The sequence below is a fragment of the Pseudoalteromonas atlantica genome (assembly GCA_007988745.1).
Lineage (GTDB): Bacteria > Pseudomonadota > Gammaproteobacteria > Enterobacterales > Alteromonadaceae > Pseudoalteromonas > Pseudoalteromonas atlantica.
On the sequence record BJUT01000007.1, the window covers coordinates 35,740 to 53,771 of the forward strand.

At 42.4% G+C, this 18,032-nt stretch carries 19 protein-coding genes and 1 pseudogene; 10 read left to right on the plus strand and 10 right to left on the minus strand.

The annotated features are described in order from the left end of the window. Positions 1 to 21: 21 nt before the first annotated feature. The 3 genes from PAT01_RS05325 to PAT01_RS05335 form a co-directional block, all read right to left on the minus strand. The gene (locus PAT01_RS05325) at positions 22 to 1,032 is read right to left on the minus strand and encodes an ArsJ-associated glyceraldehyde-3-phosphate dehydrogenase (protein WP_024032896.1); all 1,011 of its coding nucleotides are present in this window, start codon (positions 1,030 to 1,032) and stop codon (positions 22 to 24) included. 38 nt (positions 1,033 to 1,070) lie between these two features. Continuing rightward, positions 1,071 to 1,424, minus strand: coding sequence for a metalloregulator ArsR/SmtB family transcription factor (locus tag PAT01_RS05330; RefSeq protein WP_004587025.1), 354 nt, complete (start codon positions 1,422 to 1,424; stop codon positions 1,071 to 1,073). A 357-nt stretch (positions 1,425 to 1,781) separates the two neighbouring features. Further along, positions 1,782 to 2,666: a LysR family transcriptional regulator gene (locus tag PAT01_RS05335; protein ID WP_154945066.1), complete on the minus strand. Its 885-nt coding sequence runs from the start codon at positions 2,664 to 2,666 to the stop codon at positions 1,782 to 1,784. A 162-nt stretch (positions 2,667 to 2,828) separates the two neighbouring features. On the opposite strand from PAT01_RS05335, the gene PAT01_RS05340 reads away from it, so the two are divergent. The 3 genes from PAT01_RS05340 to PAT01_RS05350 all read left to right on the plus strand — a co-directional run bounded on the left by PAT01_RS05340 (position 2,829) and on the right by PAT01_RS05350 (position 6,224). Then, the gene (locus PAT01_RS05340; protein ID WP_154945068.1) at positions 2,829 to 3,449 is read left to right on the plus strand and encodes a glutathione S-transferase family protein; all 621 of its coding nucleotides are present in this window, start codon (positions 2,829 to 2,831) and stop codon (positions 3,447 to 3,449) included. Positions 3,450 to 3,531: 82 nt separating this feature from the next. Continuing rightward, on the plus strand, positions 3,532 to 5,667 hold the full coding sequence (locus PAT01_RS05345) for an FAD-binding oxidoreductase (protein WP_154945069.1): 2,136 nt from the start codon (positions 3,532 to 3,534) through the stop codon (positions 5,665 to 5,667). A gap of 89 nt (positions 5,668 to 5,756) precedes the next feature. Next, a complete protein-coding gene (locus PAT01_RS05350; RefSeq protein WP_154945071.1) occupies positions 5,757 to 6,224 on the plus strand; it encodes a nuclear transport factor 2 family protein in 468 nt (155 codons plus the stop codon). A 275-nt stretch (positions 6,225 to 6,499) separates the two neighbouring features. Here the strand turns inward: PAT01_RS05350 and PAT01_RS05355 are convergent, their stop codons facing one another. Then, positions 6,500 to 6,928 carry an organic hydroperoxide resistance protein gene (locus tag PAT01_RS05355; protein WP_154945074.1) on the minus strand — a complete coding sequence of 143 codons (429 nt, stop codon included), beginning with the start codon at positions 6,926 to 6,928 and terminating at the stop codon, positions 6,500 to 6,502. Between the two features lie 135 nt (positions 6,929 to 7,063). Between PAT01_RS05355 and PAT01_RS05360 the strand changes: the two genes are divergently transcribed. After that, on the plus strand, positions 7,064 to 7,522 hold the full coding sequence (locus tag PAT01_RS05360; RefSeq protein ID WP_154945076.1) for a MarR family winged helix-turn-helix transcriptional regulator: 459 nt from the start codon (positions 7,064 to 7,066) through the stop codon (positions 7,520 to 7,522). On the opposite strand, the gene PAT01_RS05365 is transcribed toward PAT01_RS05360, so the two are convergent. After that, the gene (locus tag PAT01_RS05365; protein ID WP_257125177.1) at positions 7,511 to 8,410 is read right to left on the minus strand and encodes a LysR family transcriptional regulator; all 900 of its coding nucleotides are present in this window, start codon (positions 8,408 to 8,410) and stop codon (positions 7,511 to 7,513) included. The two genes, PAT01_RS05360 and PAT01_RS05365, sit on opposite strands and share 12 nt — an antisense overlap. Before the next feature lie 113 nt (positions 8,411 to 8,523). Between PAT01_RS05365 and PAT01_RS05370 the strand changes: the two genes are divergently transcribed. The 3 genes from PAT01_RS05370 (at position 8,524) to astB (ending at position 12,399) form a co-directional block, all read left to right on the plus strand. Next, on the plus strand, positions 8,524 to 9,534 hold the full coding sequence (locus PAT01_RS05370; RefSeq protein ID WP_154945078.1) for a zinc-binding alcohol dehydrogenase family protein: 1,011 nt from the start codon (positions 8,524 to 8,526) through the stop codon (positions 9,532 to 9,534). Positions 9,535 to 9,536: 2 nt separating this feature from the next. Further along, positions 9,537 to 10,640, plus strand: a complete 1,104-nt coding sequence (locus PAT01_RS05375) for an L-dopachrome tautomerase-related protein (protein WP_154945080.1) — start codon at positions 9,537 to 9,539, stop codon at positions 10,638 to 10,640. A 412-nt stretch (positions 10,641 to 11,052) separates the two neighbouring features. Continuing rightward, positions 11,053 to 12,399, plus strand: a complete 1,347-nt coding sequence (astB, locus tag PAT01_RS05380; protein ID WP_154945082.1) for an N-succinylarginine dihydrolase — start codon at positions 11,053 to 11,055, stop codon at positions 12,397 to 12,399. Between the two features lie 85 nt (positions 12,400 to 12,484). Here astB and PAT01_RS05385 read toward each other — a convergent pair whose 3' ends face one another. Continuing rightward, positions 12,485 to 13,339 carry a mechanosensitive ion channel family protein gene (locus PAT01_RS05385; protein WP_154945084.1) on the minus strand — a complete coding sequence of 285 codons (855 nt, stop codon included), beginning with the start codon at positions 13,337 to 13,339 and terminating at the stop codon, positions 12,485 to 12,487. Between the two features lie 346 nt (positions 13,340 to 13,685). Between PAT01_RS05385 and PAT01_RS05390 the strand changes: the two genes are divergently transcribed. Together PAT01_RS05390 and PAT01_RS05395 are read left to right on the plus strand one after the other, a co-directional pair. Continuing rightward, positions 13,686 to 14,684 carry a DUF4382 domain-containing protein gene (locus PAT01_RS05390; protein ID WP_154945086.1) on the plus strand — a complete coding sequence of 333 codons (999 nt, stop codon included), beginning with the start codon at positions 13,686 to 13,688 and terminating at the stop codon, positions 14,682 to 14,684. Between the two features lie 228 nt (positions 14,685 to 14,912). Then, positions 14,913 to 15,593, plus strand: coding sequence for an SDR family oxidoreductase (locus PAT01_RS05395; protein ID WP_096042718.1), 681 nt, complete (start codon positions 14,913 to 14,915; stop codon positions 15,591 to 15,593). 117 nt (positions 15,594 to 15,710) lie between these two features. Here PAT01_RS05395 and PAT01_RS05400 read toward each other — a convergent pair whose 3' ends face one another. Next, the gene (locus PAT01_RS05400; RefSeq protein WP_154945088.1) at positions 15,711 to 15,974 is read right to left on the minus strand and encodes a Txe/YoeB family addiction module toxin; all 264 of its coding nucleotides are present in this window, start codon (positions 15,972 to 15,974) and stop codon (positions 15,711 to 15,713) included. Further along, on the minus strand, positions 15,967 to 16,221 hold the full coding sequence (locus PAT01_RS05405; protein WP_064387155.1) for a type II toxin-antitoxin system Phd/YefM family antitoxin: 255 nt from the start codon (positions 16,219 to 16,221) through the stop codon (positions 15,967 to 15,969). Before PAT01_RS05405 ends, PAT01_RS05400 begins: the two co-directional genes overlap by 8 nt. Positions 16,222 to 16,352: 131 nt before the next feature. On the opposite strand from PAT01_RS05405, the pseudogene PAT01_RS05410 reads away from it, so the two are divergent. After that, positions 16,353 to 16,575: pseudogene (locus tag PAT01_RS05410) on the plus strand (short-chain dehydrogenase); the annotation flags it as partial. A 123-nt stretch (positions 16,576 to 16,698) separates the two neighbouring features. Here PAT01_RS05410 and PAT01_RS05415 read toward each other — a convergent pair. Both PAT01_RS05415 and PAT01_RS05420 read right to left on the minus strand, forming a co-directional pair. Beyond that, positions 16,699 to 17,079 (minus strand): VOC family protein, encoded by a 381-nt coding sequence (locus PAT01_RS05415; protein ID WP_138685243.1) that lies wholly within the window; start codon positions 17,077 to 17,079, stop codon positions 16,699 to 16,701. A gap of 231 nt (positions 17,080 to 17,310) precedes the next feature. After that, a complete protein-coding gene (locus tag PAT01_RS05420; RefSeq protein ID WP_154945090.1) occupies positions 17,311 to 17,841 on the minus strand; it encodes a GNAT family N-acetyltransferase in 531 nt (176 codons plus the stop codon). Positions 17,842 to 18,032: the final 191 nt, after the last annotated feature.

Consider the following 18,032-nt stretch of genomic DNA (forward strand, 5'->3'; position numbering starts at 1 on the left):
CTTAAAACCTTTAATTAATGGTTAAACCAAGTCACTTTTAGCAACTTTAAGCATAAGCTCGGCAGTACGATTAGCGTAGCCCCATTCGTTATCGTACCAAGCGTATAATTTAAGCTGGGTATTATTAATAACCATGGTAGAGAGCGCATCAATAATGCTACTGCGTGGATCGGTTTTGTAATCAATCGATACCAGCGGTTTTTCTTCGTAACCTAATACGCCAGCAAGCTCGTTTTTAGACGCCTGAGCAAACCATTCATTCACCTCAGCGGCAGTTACACCACGCTCAAGCTCAAATACACAGTCAGTAATCGATGCGTTAGTTAAAGGTACGCGCACGGCATGGCCATTTAACTTACCTTTTAGCTCAGGGAATATATGCGTAATGGCTGTTGCACTACCGGTTGTGGTAGGTATTAAACTTGTCCCGCATGAACGAGCACGACGTAAGTCTTTATGTGGCGCATCAATAATAGTTTGGGTATTGGTAATATCGTGAATAGTGGTCATTGAGCCGTGCTTAATGCCTACTTTTTCTTGCAGTACTTTTACAATAGGCGCTAAACAGTTAGTCGTACACGAAGCCGCAGTCACAATTTTGTGCTCATCTGGGTTATATAAATTATCGTTAACGCCCATAACCACATTTAAAATGCCGTCTTCTTTTACCGGTGCGGTTACCACAACGCGCTTAACACCTTGTGCTAAATATTGATTTAACAGCTCAGTGGTTTTCATTTTACCGCTGGCTTCTATCACTACATCGCAATCAGACCAATCAGTATCGCTAATGGTTTTGTTATTGGTAACGGCAATAGTGTGTTTACCCACACTAAAGCTATTCTCGTTTGCTGTAACGCTGTGCGCTAAACGCCCGTGCACTGAGTCAAACTCTAATAAATGGGCATGTGTTTTAGCATCGCCCGCTACATCGTTTACTTTAATAAATTCTACTTCTGGCCACTCTAAAGCTGCGCGCAGTGTTAAACGTCCCATACGGCCAAAGCCGTTAATACCTACTTTAATTGTCATAATAAATACCTTTAGTAAAGTTATATCAATTTGCTTAATTAACAGCAGCTTGCTGCACGCTCTGGGCGATTACCCATTGCATTGAGTCGATTTAAATCGTCGTTATAAAACGCAGAATTTTCGTTTCGTGTTTGCGTTAGTACGCTAAGAGCCCATTGTGGCAGGGCTTTATTAATACTGTAATACACCCATTGATTTTGCTTACGATCGCTCAATAGGCCACATTGCCTAAGTTGCGCTAAATGGCGCGACACTTTAGGTTGGCTCAGTTCCAGCGCAGCAACAAGCTCACACACACATAGCTCTTGCTCATGGCTAATTAATAACATGGCTTTTAAGCGCGTATCGTCGGCTAAGCATTTGTAAAATTGAAGTGGGTTGAGTTGTTCCATAGCATCCTCGTTTAGTTAGTGTGCATACAATAAAACAAAATTAGAATATATGAAATAGTGAATATACGATTTTTCGTATATTTATTTGAAAGCCCGCTTCAATTAATGTGATCTCTAGTAAATTGCAGCGCACAAAAAAGCCCAGTGGCAAACCCCTGGGCTTTTGTAACGTTTTAGTATGAGCATACTTGTTTTATCGCTATTGCCATTTAAAGCCTTATGCTAACAAGGTATTTACGCAGATCTGTGCGATAAAAAGATGCCCTACGCTTTGCTCTATTTCACGAGCAAAGTCTAAATCAATAAGCAGATACGTTATACATTGTGCCTGCACAGTAGCTATTGAGGTAATTACCACTAAGTTGCAAAAGAAAGCGCAAGATGATCAAGTAATGCTCGTATTCTTGCCGGTAAGTGGCGGTTTGAAGCATACACTGCGTTTAATTCCAATATGCTTGCTTCGTAGGGTTCGAACAGTAACTGCAATGAGCCGTCTTTTACGTAAGGCTCTGTCACGTATTGTGGGCCCATGCCTATTCCCAGCCCTTGAGAAGCCATGTGGGTTACTGCTCTGGGAGAGTTAGAAGCAAAATCGCCGCTAACATTAACGGTGAACGTATTGCCATCTTCCTTGAACTTCCAGTTTTCTGGGTCGTTTTGAGAAGTTTGCAATAAACAATTGTGTGTCGCCAGCGCACGGGGATGCCTTGGTTTGCCATTGCGCTTTAAATAATCAGCAGAGGCAAAAAAAACAATACGCATATCCATCAATTTTTTTGCGATCAGCGTTGAATCCTTCAACGGCCCAAACCTCACAGCAACATCCACACCTTCATCGATAATAGCCACATACTGATCAGACAGGTTCAACTCAACATTAATTTTCGGATGCTTGGCTAAAAATGGGGCCAGTGCATCAACTAATTTAGTACTGCCAAATGCGGTAGGTGCGGTTAAGCGAACTGTGCCAGACAGATCAGACTGCCGATGCTGAATGACATCTTCTAGCTCTTCAAATTGTTCCAACAAAGGTACACATCGTGCAAAGTATGCCTTCCCCGTTTCAGTTAAGGTAACACTGCGCGTAGTACGGTGGAACAACAAAGCACCGTGTTTTTGCTCCAGCTGAGCAATGTATTTACTCGCCAGTTTAGTGCTTATGCCTAATTGCTTGGCACCACCTGTAAAAGATTTTTGCTTTGCCACCGCAATAAAGGTGCGCATGCCGTCAATGGTATCCATAAAACCTCGTTTAATATCCCAATCAATTTATGAACATATTGTACATAGTGATTCCATAAATCAATGTATTGTACATAAGAAATTTAGCGCCTATTATTTGTTCGAACGCCAAGATAAGCCCAAACAAGGCCAGTTAACCTTATACCTAACAGAGGATCTATTATGTCAAATGCAGTCAAAATTCATTCGTTCCCACTTTCAGGCCACGCTCAGCGTGTCGAGTTATTTGCGAACATCGCTGGTATCGCCCACCAAGTGATCAATGTTGACTTAGCCAACGGCGAGCACAAAAAAGCCCCCTTTCTAGCCCTAAACCCTGCGGGTCAAGTACCCGTATTAGAAGACGGTGACACGGTTATCAGTGATTCAAATGCCATTCTGGTTTACCTAGCACGTAAATACGCGCCGAACTATTTACCTACCGATGCCGTGCTTGAAGCCCAAGTGCAAAAGTTCTTGTCATTGGCGGCAGGAGAAATTGCTTTTGGCCCGTGCAATGCGCGCTTAGTTACCGTGTTCAACGCAACCTTGGATGCTGACTTTGCGATTGCTACAGCCCACAACGTGTTGAAAAAACTGGATGCACATTTAGAGGATAGAGCGTTTTTGGTAGGAGAAAGCCCGAGCATAGCCGATATCGCTATTTATACGTACACAGCCCATGCTCCTGAGGGTAATGTGTCCTTGGCTGAGTACCCAAATGTTCGTCGCTTTTTAGCAAATGTAGAGGCACTAGATGGGTTTAAGCCAATGGCAACGACTAAAGCAGGTCTCGTTGCCTAACCTATTGACTTACCTTTTTTGACTGGGCGCTAAGCCCAGTCATACCAATCAAGCAAATTAACTTACCCGTATTGGAGGCCCCATGGAACCAAGCAATCGCTATGCTCGATTTCACGATGGTGAACGTCAGTTGCAAGCCAGTGTAGGTGCTCTGGAGCAGATGGACAATATTGGCCGTCGCGCAATCCGCCCATACATGCCAGATCAGCATAGGCAGTTTTTCCAACAACTGCCGTTTATGGTGCTGGGTAGTACAGCAGATAAGGGGCAACTTTGGGCGTCAATTTTACCTGGAAAGCCCGGCTTCGTGCAGTCCCCTTCCCCGACTCAGCTCACAGTAAACACCCCAATTTTATCAGGTGACCCATTAGCTACAGCAATCACACAAGGTGCTCGATTGGGTTTATTGGGACTGGAAATGTCGACCCGGCGTAGAAACCGCGTCAACGCTTGTGTTACCAGCGCAACGAACAACCAGTTTGCTTTAGAGGTTGAGCAATCTTTTGGCAATTGTCCGCAGTATATTCAAACTCGCGACCTTCACTTTATCCGTTCGCCAGATGCGCCATACAAGGCCCCGCGCGCTGAAACGTTTTTTGAACTAAGTGATAGCCTAAAGGCCTTTATCCGCCAAGCGGATACGTTTTTTGTTGCCAGTTCTGCGGGTCACGAACCTTCAAACGAAGTAAACCGTCAGGTATCTGCCCGTAATGCTATGGGGGTTGATGTGTCACACCGTGGTGGCATGCCAGGTTTTATAAAGGTTTACGAAAACACCCTCACCATTCCTGATTATGCAGGAAATAACTTCTTCAATACGCTGGGAAACTTCTTAGTCAACCCCAAGGCAGGGTTATTGTTTGTTGATTTTACCAGCGGCGATGTTTTTATGTTAACCGGCACGGTTACCTTGCTGGCGAGTGACTCACCGATAATTAAAGGGTTTCAAGGTGCGCAGCGCGGCTGGCAATTTACCCTAACCCAAGGGGTTACATTAAAAGCGGCACTGCCATTTCGCGCTCAATTCGACAGCTATTCTCCCAATTCTGAAGCAACGGGTACTTGGTCACAGGCAGAAGCAATCGTTAAAGCACAAGCTAAACGCAACCAGTGGCGAGCATTTACCGTCAGTAAAACCGAAGACGAAAGCAGTACAATCCGCTCATTTTATTTACAGCCTAAAGATGACTCTCCCGTACTGCCATTTTCCCCAGGGCAACATTTAACCCTGCGTATTAAACAGCAAAACTCTGACAGTTGGATTGTGCGCAATTACACTGTATCCAGTGCCCCATCGCAAAGTGCTTATCGTATTTCAGTAAAACGTGAAGAGTATGGTCTGGTATCAAGTACCTTGCATTCTCGAATATCGATTGGTAGTGAAATACAGATTAAAGCACCAAGCGGCCATTTTTTTATCGATAACACACATCAGCGCCCAGCCATTTTAATAGGTGCAGGTGTTGGCATTACACCAATGGTGGCCATGGCAAATGATGCACTTAATGAAGGTATTCGCACTCGCTATATCCGCCCGATGGCAGTTATTCAAGCGGCCAAAAACAGTGAGCAACGCGCTTTTTATGCAGAGCTGAGCAACATTGCAAAGCGCAGCGCTGGGCGTATTCAGTATTATTCTGTATTAAGTCAGGCGCACAGCAATCAAACGCAAAACGCTATTGTGTCGAACGATTACACTTCCCAAGGGCGAATTAGCCAAAGCTTGGTAATGGACGTACTTAATGCAATGGCCACAGAGCATAGCGTCGATTTCCCATCGCTGTTCGACAAAGACTTTTATCTGTGTGGCCCCCAAGGTTTTATGCAAAGTATGTATGACTTACTGATCAGCATTGGGGTAAAAGATGAAGATATTCATGCCGAAGCGTTTGGGCCATCGTCTTTACTTCGCCAATCAGCAGATACCAGCAAGCATGCTGAGCTAGAGGCTGAATCCGCTGTGATAAAATTTGCTCACTCGGGTATTGAACAAAGCTGGAATAAAGGTGATAACCCCTTGCTAGAGGTGGCCGAAAGCAAAGGACTTACGCCACCATACAGTTGCCGCAGCGGCCAATGTGGCTCATGTGCGGTTAAACTAAAAAGTGGTGCTGTAACGTATCGCACCAAGCCAAGTGCGCATATTGACGCATCAGACGTATTGTTATGCTGCGCGGTACCAGCGAAAGATTGCGACACTGTTATATTAGATTTGTAGCTCAATTAATCAGGCTAATATTCAAAGTCACTTATTGATGAAACCTATACAAGTTATTCAACGTTACTTTACCCAAAGAGGATTTAAACATGAGTACACGCCCACCACTGCCCCCTTTTACCCGCGAAAGCGCCATCGAAAAAGTGCGTCTAGCAGAAGATGGCTGGAACAGCCGTAACGCTGAAAAGGTATCACTTGCTTATACAGTGGATACCAAATGGCGTAATCGCAGCTCTTTCGTGAACAGCCGTGAGGAAGCCGCTGCATTTTTAAAAGGTAAATGGAAAAAAGAATTGGAATATAGGCTGATAAAAGAGTTATGGGCTTTCACTGAAAATCGTATTGCCGTGCGTTACGCGTATGAGTGGCACGACGACAGCGGCAACTGGTTTCGCTCCTACGGCAACGAAAACTGGGAATTCGATGAAAACGGCTTAATGCAAAACCGCTTCGCTTGCATCAACGACTTACCCATCAAAGAATCAGAACGCAAATTCCACTGGCCCCAGGGGCGCCGCCCCGACGATCACCCAGGGTTATCGGAGTTAGGGTTGTAAGCACACCCAATACAGGCGATACAGACGATAAAGCCAGCCCTCTATCGGCGTTCTTGCAGAACGCCTTAACCCTTTTCATCCTCCCAACATTTTTCAGCATTAAAGAGCTGCTTACTTAATCACTGCAAGACAAATACAGCTGTGTCAGTTGCTGGTATATGGGTTAATTTAATCATGCTGTTTTCATATATTTATAACGTTATTGAATAAACTTTGCTTACAAAAAAGCCCAGTGGCAAACCACTGGGCTATTACAATGCTAAGTGATCAGTTAATTAAATAACCGAAAGTTCAACTTCAATATTACCGCGTGTAGCGTTTGAGTATGGGCATACTTGGTGTGCTTTATTTACCAGCTCTTGCGCCGCCGCTTTATCTATATCACCGAGTGATACAGCTAATTTAACTGCAATGCCAAAACCGCCTTCAATCGCGCCAATAGATACTTCAGAGTTAATGTGTGTATCACTTGGTAGCGCAATTTTTTCGCTACCGGCTACAAATTTTAGTGCACCAATAAAACACGCTGCATAACCAGCTGCAAATAATTGCTCTGGGTTTGTGCCTTGTCCATCGTCGCCACCTAGCCCTTTTGGGGTTGATAAGTTTACATTTAAACGGCCATCGTCTGATTTAGCTACACCTTCACGACCACCGGTTGCAGTCGCTTTTGCTGTGTAGGCAACGTTTTGTAATACATTCATAGTGAACTCCAAAGTTTATCAATTAATTTAGTTTGCATGCAAAATAATAGGACAAGTAATTAGAGATTGCAAATACTTTGCATGCAAATTAAAATGTTTTGTGAGTTGAAGGTATTAACGCACTAGGAGTTAGGTATGTCATTTGAGCAATTAAAATTAAAAAATCAGCTGTGTCATAGGTTATATATGGCATCAAATAGCATTGCACGTGCTTACCGTGAGCCTTTAGCTGCACTTAATTTAACGTATCCGCAGTATGTAGTAATGATGGCGCTGTGGGAGCAAGACAAAATAACCATAGCGCAGCTAATAGATAAAACCGCTATTGATGGCGGTGCTATGACTCAAATACTCAAAAAAATGACCGAAAAGTCTCTGCTGGCTGTTATTAAAGATGAGCACGATAAGCGTAAGCGCCTAATTCAGCTTACCCAAAGTGGGCAAGCCCTTAAAAACGAAGCTGCTGATATTCCAAAAACTATATTATGTAAGTTTGAAAGTGTAGAGCCCACACAAGCCAAACATCTAATGCAGCTGCTTGATTTAGTAATAAGCGATTTAACAACTAAAAACGATGATGAGTTAGCCAACTAACGCAGTTATTTTTTGTTGAATAAACGCCCTAAATGCGCTGATGACTGGGGTCATTTGGCGCCGATCGGCGTACATCATATAAAGCGGTAGCGGATCACTTTGCCACTCGGGGCATAAATGAACGAGCTGCCCACTTGCTAAATCATCAATTACATCTAAGTACGACTTATACGCAATGCCTTTGCCCTCTAGCGCCCAGCGCCTAACCATTTCGCCATCGTTTACTATGTGTTGGCAATTTAGCTGTACTTTTTGCACTGCGCCATTTTTATAAAATCGCCACTCTTTAAACACCTCGCCAAAGCGCATAAAGGTAATGGTGGTGTGCTGCGTTAAGTTAAGTGGATGTGTAAGCAATCCATTTTTAGCAATATACTCAGCAGAGGCCACTAAAATACGCGCATTATTTAAAAAAAGTGGCGCTGCAATTAACTGCGAATCTTTTGGTACACCAAAGCGCAGTGCAATATCAATTGATTGGCTGTAAATGTCGCTTACTTCGTCACTTAAGTGCAGTTTAAGTTTTACATGCGGGTAGTGTGCTAAAAACTCATTAAGCCATTCACTTAGTTTATTGCGCCCTAAGTCGCACGGGGCCGATACCTGTAGCGTTCCCGTTACTTCGCCCACTGCGGTTTGTACTGCAGCTACCCCTTGTTGAATAAGCGAAAGGGAGTCTTTGGCGTAACTTAAAAACTGCTCCCCTGCCACACTTAAGCGTAAGCTGCGGGTAGAGCGAATAAACAGCACGTTTCCTAAGTCTTTTTCTAGGCGTTTAATAGCAGCACTTACCGCGGCTGGAGTTTGCTCGTTTTGCCGTGCAGCTTCAGAAATACTGGCGCAACTAGCTACATCTATAAAAGTTTGAATATCGTTAAATGATCGCATATTTTCAATTAAAATTTGAAAGTGCTTTAGTTTTTCATGTCTTTTTCTATTTTTCAACTGAGCTATAGTGCTTATAAGTTAAAAACACTTGGTTAAAATCATCAGGAACGCACATGAAAGCATTTGGCTACACCAAAAACACTAAAACGCTTACAGCAAGCTCTATACAAGCAATTGAGCTTGATACCCCAACAGCCAGCGGGCACGACCTACTTATTGAAGTAAATGCTATTTCGGTAAACCCTGTAGATACAAAAATACGTGCAAATGTAGCGCCAGAGCAAGGCTACAAAGTATTAGGCTGGGACGGCGTAGGCGTTGTAAAAGCCGTTGGCGAGTCGGTATCGTTATTTAATGTGGGAGATCGTGTATTTTACGCTGGCGATTTATCGCGCCAAGGCAGTAATGCGCAATTTCAATTAGTTGACGAGCGTATTGTAGGCCGTGCGCCTAAAACATTAACCGACGCACAAGCCGCAGCGCTGCCGCTAACCAGTATTACCGCCTACGAAATGCTATTTGATCGCCTGCAAGTGCCTAAAAATAAGCAAAATACTCAGCAATCTATTTTAGTTATTGGCGCCGCAGGTGGCGTTGGCTCTATTTTAGTACAGCTTGCCAAGCAACTTACTGGGCTAAAGGTGGTAGGTACTGCATCACGCGAGCAAAGCGTAACTTGGCTTAAAGAGTTAGGAGCGGATCATGTACTCAATCATACTAAAAACTTAAACGAGCAGCGCAAAGAACTGGGTTTAGCTGAGTTTGATTACGTTATTAGCTTAACCCATACCGACCAATACCAAGATCAAATAGTTGAGTGTATTAAACCGCAAGGTAAATTTGCGCTAATAGATGACCCTTCATCGTTCGATATTTTAAAGTTTAAGCGTAAATGTATATCGGTGCATTGGGAGTTTATGTTTACCCGCTCGCTATTTACTACCGCCGATATAACAGCGCAGCACACCTTACTTAATGAAATTAGCGAGCTGATAGACTCAGGTATACTTAAAACCACGCTTGGGCAAAATTTAGGCCCAATAAACGCTGCTAATTTATATAAAGCGCATCAAATTTTAGAATCGCACACCTCACGCGGTAAACTTGTTTTAGAAGGCTTTTAAGCATGAACCAGATTAAAAAAATACTTTTAGCAGCAGCCTGCAGCACCGCATTTTTAACCAGCAGTGCATTTGCTAATACCCAACCTACGCACACCGATTTAAAAACAGTTGCTACATTTGATGCACAACACCCACCGGGTAATATTGCTATTACGCCATCGGGTCGTAAGTTTTTATCGGTACATGGTTTTTACGGCCAAAAACAAAAAATTATGGAGCTATTAAGCGATGGCACCACCAAACCCTACCCTAATGAAGAATGGGCATACGCGTACAAAAACGGCAAAGGCTTTTACGACGTACTTGGCATAAATGTATCTGCCGATGGCGTGTTATGGATGCTTGATACATCAGGCCCTGATCATGCTGGGCGTTTAGTCGGTTGGGATACCAACAAAGAGCAGCTGCATAAAATAATTTATTTAGCTAAACCCACCATTACCGACACCTCGTTTTTAAACGATTTAGTTATCGATAATAAACACGGCGTTGTATACATTGCCGACACCGCACAAGGCAGCCAAGCCGCTATTATTACCGTAAATTTAAAAACAGGTGAGGCGCGCAGAGTATTACAAAATAGCCCATACACCACAGCCGAAAACATCGACATGGTCATTGAAGGGCGCACCATGAAACTAGGCGGCCAACCAGCACGTTTAGGCGTAAACCCAATCACACTCGACCCAAGTGAACAGTGGCTTTACTTTGGCTCTATGTCTGGCACATCGGTTTACCGTATTGCCACAAGCGATATTAACAATAAAAGCCTGAGCGCAAGCGCCCTTGAAAGTAAAGTAACGCGTTACGGCACTAAACCAATTTCAGATGGCATTATTGTTGATGGCGGCGGTAATGTGTATGTTACCGACATAACCAACGGCGCAATTGGTGTAGTAAAACCAAGCGGTAAATACCACGTATTATATAAAGACGAGCGCTTAAGCTGGCCTGATGGCTTTAGTTATGGCGCCGATCATAAAATATATTTTACCGTAGATGAGTTACACCGCTCGCCAGTATTAAATAACGGTAAAAATGCCAGCCAAGGAAAATTTAGTGTGCTGTCGTTCGACCCACTAGTAAAGGGTAAAGTAGGGCGCTAAATACAGCGTATAAACCATACGCCACGCACCCGCTGCGTGGCTTTTTGGTGCAACTTTTAAGCCTTTTAGCCCCAAAATGGTGCTAAGCGCTCAAAAGTTATTTTTAGTGTTTTAATAAATATCTGATTTGTATTCATAAAATATTCAATTAACAGTTGGCATAATTCTTCCACAGTACAGATGTGTTCAGTGAAACTTTCAAGGAAAATACCATGGCTAACCTATACCACACCCTTTACCTACTATGGCGTTTAGACATTAGCGTATGGCAGGTAAACGATCCGAGCAATACCCATACCACGTGCGACAAAGAGCGAGTTTACAGCCGATAAATTTCGTATTTATAGGCTTTGCAAGCGCGGCCATTGCGTTGTATTGTTAAGTAACTAAAAACAATATGATTGGAACGTGTATGCACGCCTTAGAAGCAAATTTTGATGGCTTAGTTGGCCCTACTCACAACTATGCGGGTTTATCGTATGGTAACGTTGCCTCGTTAAATAATGCGGCAAGTTTTTCAAACCCTCAAGAAGCTGTGTTACAGGGCCTTGAAAAAATGAAAGCCATGCACGACAAAGGCCTAACACAAGGTGTGTTTGCGCCCCATGCACGCCCCGATTTAAACGTACTACGTCGCTTAGGTTTTACCGGCAACGACTCGCAAGTTATTCATAAAGCATTTAAAGCCGACCCTATTTTATTGCGCGCGTGTTATTCGGCCTCTGCAATGTGGACCGCCAATGCCGCTACTGTTTCTCCATCGCCAGATACCCTCGATGGCAAAGTGCATTTTACCTCAGCTAATTTAAACAATAAGTTTCACCGCTCGCTAGAGCCTGCTACAACTACCCGCTTACTAAAAGCCATGTTTAATAACGATAGCTACTTTGCACATCACACGCATTTACCCGATCAGGGCTTTTTTGGCGACGAAGGCGCGGCTAACCACACCCGCCTTTGCGACAGCCACGGCGAGCAAGGCCTAGAAATGTTTGTATTTGGTGCAAGTGCCTTTAACAGCCAATTACCAAAACCGGCTAAGTTTCCTGCAAGGCAAACACTAGAAGCCTCAGAAGCCATTTGCCGATTACATAATTTAAAAGAATCGAGCCAAATTTTACTGCAGCAAAATCCAGATGTTATAGACCAAGGCGTGTTTCATAACGATGTAATTGCAGTAGGTAACGCAAACGTATTGCTTTGCCACCAGCAAGCATTTTTAAACCAACACGATGCCCTGCAAGAAATTCGCGATGCCTACACCGGCAGTAAACAGCTATACATAATTGAAGTACCTACCGATAAAGTAAGCATTAGCGATGCAGTAAGCAGTTACTTGTTTAATAGCCAATTAGTAAGCCTAGATGATGGCTCAATGCTATTAGTAGCGCCACAAGAGTGCCAACGTAACAGCGCAGTAAACGCCTACATTGAAGAAATGATTTTAGCCGATAACCCAGTAAACCAAGTGCAGTTTTTTGACCTGCGCCAAAGTATGCAAAATGGCGGCGGCCCTGCCTGCCTGCGTTTACGTGTAGCCCTTAACCAACAAGAGCTAAGCGCAGTAAACCCTGAGGTTATTTTAACCGATACTAAATACACACAGCTTTGTGATTGGGCAAAACGAAACTACCGCGATAAGTTAGGCGCAAGCGACTTTGCCGACTCAGCCCTACTTACCGAAAGCTACCAAGCACTGGATGAACTAACCCAGCTACTTAACTTAGGCTCGGTATACGACTTTCAATTAGAAGGGTAATACTCGTCAGCAAAAAGCTGATACAAAAATAGCGAGCCAAGGCTCGCTATTTTATTTGTGTTTGTGCTAATAGTGTTTAAAGGTTTTATTTACCGTTATTAACCGTTATTGCCGATGCCATCGACTCAGATATATGCAGCGTTCGCTGCGGAAACGGAATACTCAGCCCCGCGCCTTCTATGGCCTCTTTAACGCGTTTATTTAAATCCCACACGGTTTGCCAGTAATCGCCATTTACAGCCCATGCACGTAATTGAATATTTACTGCGCTTTCGCCTATTGAAGTAACCATTACTTTAGGCGCGGGCTCTGCGAGTAATCGGCTTTCTGATTCGGCAACTTCTTTAAGTACATTTAAGCCTACATCAATAGAGTCGGCGAACGAAATTCCCACCACTATATCCATACGCCTTTTACCGTTACGGGTAAAGTTTTTAATGTTGCCGCCCCACACTTTACCGTTAGGCGATGCGATATACAGGCCGTCGGTGGTTTTAAAAATGGTCGTAAATAAGTTTATTTCGTTTACTGTGCCAAGCGTGCCGCTCGCATCTACAAAGTCGCCTATTTTAAATGGCCTAAGTATGAGTAGCATAATGCCAGCGGCAATATTACTTAAGGTGTTTTTAAGCGCCAAACCAATCGCTAAACCCGCCGCGCCCATTAGCGCTATTAAGCTTGCCGTATTAACGCCAAAAATATCTAAAATAAACAGCCCAGCAATTATGTAAACTAAATACCCGGCAATGCTCGATAAAAGCGGCAGTAGCGTTTCGTCTACTTTTTTTAATGGCGACTTAGAGTTTTTAATCGCTTTTTTTACTGAACGCGCAATAAGCGCACTCGCAACTAAAATAGCCAAAGCTAATACCACTTTGTAACCTAAAGTGATGATTGTTTCTGAATGGCTTTGCCAAAACGCAATAAGTTTATCTTTCATACATATTCCAACTATGGGCTGATTATCAGCAAGAATTAAATCTATACACTTCAAAAGAAGTGGCGGGAGTATATAGTAAAAATTTTAAAGCGATAGCATTAAAATAAGTGGAAGGTGTGCCTATATCAGCAAATTAATTGGGCAAAGTTTTTCTTTTTTTCGCTTAAATTTTCACACTTAAAACTTTAGTGCTCACAAACTAGTTAACCTATGGCGTACATACTTTTGTTCAAAAATGCGCAAAGTAAAATAAAGATTAATTTCAAGTAACTATTCTAAAAACCAGTTCAATCTAAATTCAGCTTAGCCCTTCTACAATCCGCTTTATAAACTAAAGGAGTAAATCATGAATTTTAAATCAACAATAGTCAGCAGCGCCGTTCTTTTTGCATTAGCCGGGTGTGGCTCTTCAAGTGATGACAATGACACAACACCGCCACAATCTAGCGACAAGTCAACCTTTAGCCTTGGTGTGTCAGATGCGCCGGTTAGTGGTTTAAAAGCGGTTAACGTCGTGTTTGATTCAATCACTATTAAAACACAAGGCGATGAAGAATTTAGTTTTGAAACCCGAAGTGAAACTGACGCATCTCAACCACAAATGGTTAATTTGCTCGATTACACCGGGGACGATGTTTTTGAGCTGCTTGACGATCAAGAAGTGCCAGCAGGCGAATACTCGTGGATCCGCGCTCAGGTTATAAATGGCGATACTAATAACCTTAGTTTTACATCTCACGTAGTATACGAAGACGACAGCATTGCTCCGCTCGTGGTAAAAAGAAAAGGGAATGATGGTGTAGGCGAAATACAACTCGATGGCTTTACACTTAACCAAACTGATAACGACTTTGTTTTAGAATTTGACCTAAAAAAATCGCTGGTCGATCCCCAAAATAATGAGGAGATCTTTTTAAAACCTAGAGGCGTACGATTACAAAATCTTTCTGAGTCACAAGAAATTGAAGGCACAGTAAGCCAAGCGCTTATTAATAACTGTGAAACAGACAATATCGCCACTGCTGCTGCAGATTCAACGTTTGGACACGCCGTATATTTATATTCATCAGATGCTCAAGTACCTAAAGATATATACGAAATAGATGAGCAAACCCCAGAAGATGCTCCACTTGCGACCGCAAATGTTGTATTTTATCAAGACGATAACCAATATGAGTTTGAGCTTGCTTTCATTACACCGGGAGACTACCAACTTGGCTATACGTGCACCGCACATATAGACGATGCAGAGCTAGAAGATACTGATTTCACTGTTTATCAACTTAAGCAAATTAGTGTACCGCAAACTGAGGACCTTTCAGTTAGCTTTGACATAACACAATAAACGTATAGCGCACTTTAAGGTGCGCTTTTTTTATAAAAAGTATAACAAAAACGAACACTCCACCTTTGCAAAAACCCATTAAAGCCACTCATCTAAGATCATCCAAATACTTCATTCGTAAAGTGACCTGCATTCAAGCCCCGTTAACCCAGAACTGGTACAGTTAATAGCACGTATTAGTTAAACCGTTCTTATCATTTTGAATATGTAAACATAGGAGAAATAATCATGGCGAAAGAAAAAGTAGTTCTAATTACAGGTGCCTCTAGTGGCATAGGTGAAGCGAGTGCAAAAACATTGGTTAATAACGGCCATAAAGTCATTCTTACCGCCAGAAGTGAAGATAAATTAGCTGAACTAGTTGAGTCGTTAGGTGAAGATAACGCACTGAGTGTACCCGCAGATGCCACCGACTTTACCGAACTTGAAAACGTAGTAACAAAAGGGCTTAAAAAATTTGGCCGACTAGATGCCGCATTTGCCAACGCAGGTATGGGCGTTTCAACCGCAGGCACTGAAAAAGGCGACCCCGATGAATGGTCAACCATGATAGACGTAAACATTAAAGCCCTGCTGTGGACGGCAAAAGCAACCCTGCCCCATTTACGCCAAAACAAAGGCCACTTTATATTAACCAGCTCAGCCGCTGGCCGTAAGCCAATAAAAGGCTCTATTTACGGTGCAACTAAATGGTTTGCTTACGGGTTTGGGCAAAACTTAGCTGAGGAAATGAGCGAGTGGAACGGCCGCTGTACCACCATAGCCCCTGGCATGGTAAACACCCCATTTTTTGATGAAGCAAAGCCCGATAAGCTCGACCCGCAAGATGTAGCCGACGCCGTACTGTTTGCCATTGAAGCAAACCAGCGCAACAACGTGCGCGAGATTTATTTAATGCCGACTAATTAACGTTGTTTGGTTAAATTTGAGCTGTCAGGTTTAATGCCAATGGCGTTAAACCTGATGGTTTTTTTAATAAATACTGGCTGGATAGAATGAAGAATTTAAGATGGGTGTCTTGTTTATTTAGTAATGGTAACGGCACGAGATAACTGTAATTGCTGTATCATCCACGGCATATACCAAACGATTTGTATCATCTATTCTGCGAGACCAAAAGCCTGAAAGATTTTCTTTGAGGGGTTCCGGTTTTCCAATCCCATCAAATGGAGAAAGCTTAACATCGACAATTAGCTTATTTATACGTTTCAAGGTTTTCTTATCTTGAGTCTGCCAGTAGACGTAACTATTCCAAGCTTCATCAGTCCATGATAATAACCTGTTACTCATCAATAAGTTCTCGTGGAGTCGTTTTGCCCGCTTTAAACTGCGCAATTGAACGGTTTAAATGTTCAGCGTTCGCTGGAGAGCGAAGTAAATGAACAGTTTCCATAAGGCTGTTGTAGTAATCTAATGACATTACAACTGCATCTTCAGCGTCACGGCGAGTGATTACTGTCGTATCTGCATCATTAATTACATTATCCAAAACGGCTTTTAGACTATTTCGGGCTTCGGTAAAAGACACTATTCTCATTTTGCACCTCACTTGTACATTATATAAGACAAGTCTAGCTGGAAATTATTACATGTACAGGATACTGTGCATTACTTTGTTGTGGTAGCAAATTTCTAAATAAAGCGCACAGACATGTGGGCTAAAACAAAGGCCACTTTATATTAACCAGCTCAGCCGCTGGCCGTAAGCCTATTAAAGGCTCTATTTATGGCGCAACTAAATGGTTTGTTTGCTTACGGGTTTGGGCAAAACTTAGTTGAGGAAATGGTGTGTAGAATGGCCGCTGTACCACCATAGCCCCTACACCCCATTTTTGATGAAGCAAACCAGCGCAACAACGTGCGCGAGATATATTTAATGCCGACTAATTAACGCTGATTGGTTAAATTTGAGCTGCCAGGTTTAATGCCAATAGCGTTAAACCTGATGGTTGTTTGTATTTTGAGGTTAGATTTTAATAGCGTAAGGTTGAACACTGCATAATTAAAGGTCTGATTAGCTGCGTACTTCTACACGCCAAGGTGGGTTAACTCTATTAACACCCGCCCAATAGAGCTTAATTTTATGTCCTGACGGATCATGCAGTACGGCCTCTCGCCATAAATAACTCTGGTCTGTAGGTTCTTGTATAAATACAAAACCTTTAACTTTTAAAGCCTCAACCAGTTCATCTAATTGTTCATGTTCAAAATATATTACCGTGCCACAATCAAACTCACCTCGATCTAAAGACAATGAGAAAGTTGAATCCCCATCTGGGCATTCAAAGCGAGCATAATGTGGGGTGTCTACAATTTGGGTAAAACCTAAGTCGCGATAAAATTTAGTCGAAATTTCCATATCCGTAACGGGTAATGTAATTTGATTTAAGTTCATTTAACTTCCCTGTAAAAAATAAAGGTGACAAGTATGCCAGTTGTTTATGCACTGTCATGTAATATTTTGCTTTTTATACAAACAAAAGCCTGAAGCTTAGCCTATCAAAGTGAACACTATAAGTGGTTAATAGTTTAATGGGTTTTATTATGGATCACTCACTACAATGTATTCCCCATTGGGATATGACGGCAGCCTACCTGACACCATGAGCCTGCAGTAGTAAAGCGTCTAATTGAATGAGTTACTAAAGCATCGCCACTGTTTTATGGTTAAGGTGTACTGTTTAACTGCCTTTTTGTGGTACTGGCCCAGCTCAAACACACCAAACCCAAGCTTCTCTAAAACACTAATTGATCCCGTATTTTCAGGCTCCACAATCGCAATTATTTCTGGAATATTTAAGTTAGTGAAAGCATATTCAAGAACTGCACAAACAGCTTCAGTGGCATAGCCCTTATTCCAATGCTCTCTGCCAAGTCTATATCCTAAATTTACGACTAGCTTATCATTATATGTTTCTTTATTTAGGCCTGAAAAGCCAAGCAACTTGTAATTATTTTTATCAATTATTGCCCAAGGCCCGAAGTCATATTCGTCATAGCTTTTTTGACACCATTGGACAAAATTTGATGTTGCGATTTCATCCATGACACCATTTAAAGAATAAAACATAACCTCAGGATCAGATAAAATTAGTGATAAAGGTTTAATATCGTTACTAGTTAATGGACGAAGAAAAAGTCTTTTAGTTTCTAGCAAATTTACTCAACTCCTTTTAATTAAGATGACACCCACTTTATTTAATCTGGCGGCTCACTTAATGCAAAACTTAGGGTGGGTGTCTATTTAATTTTCTTTAGTTTTATAATGCGCACACTCCATAACTTTTAAACTTATAAGTCGTTATTATTTATACAAATCATAAACCACGCCTATTGAATACTCTGTAT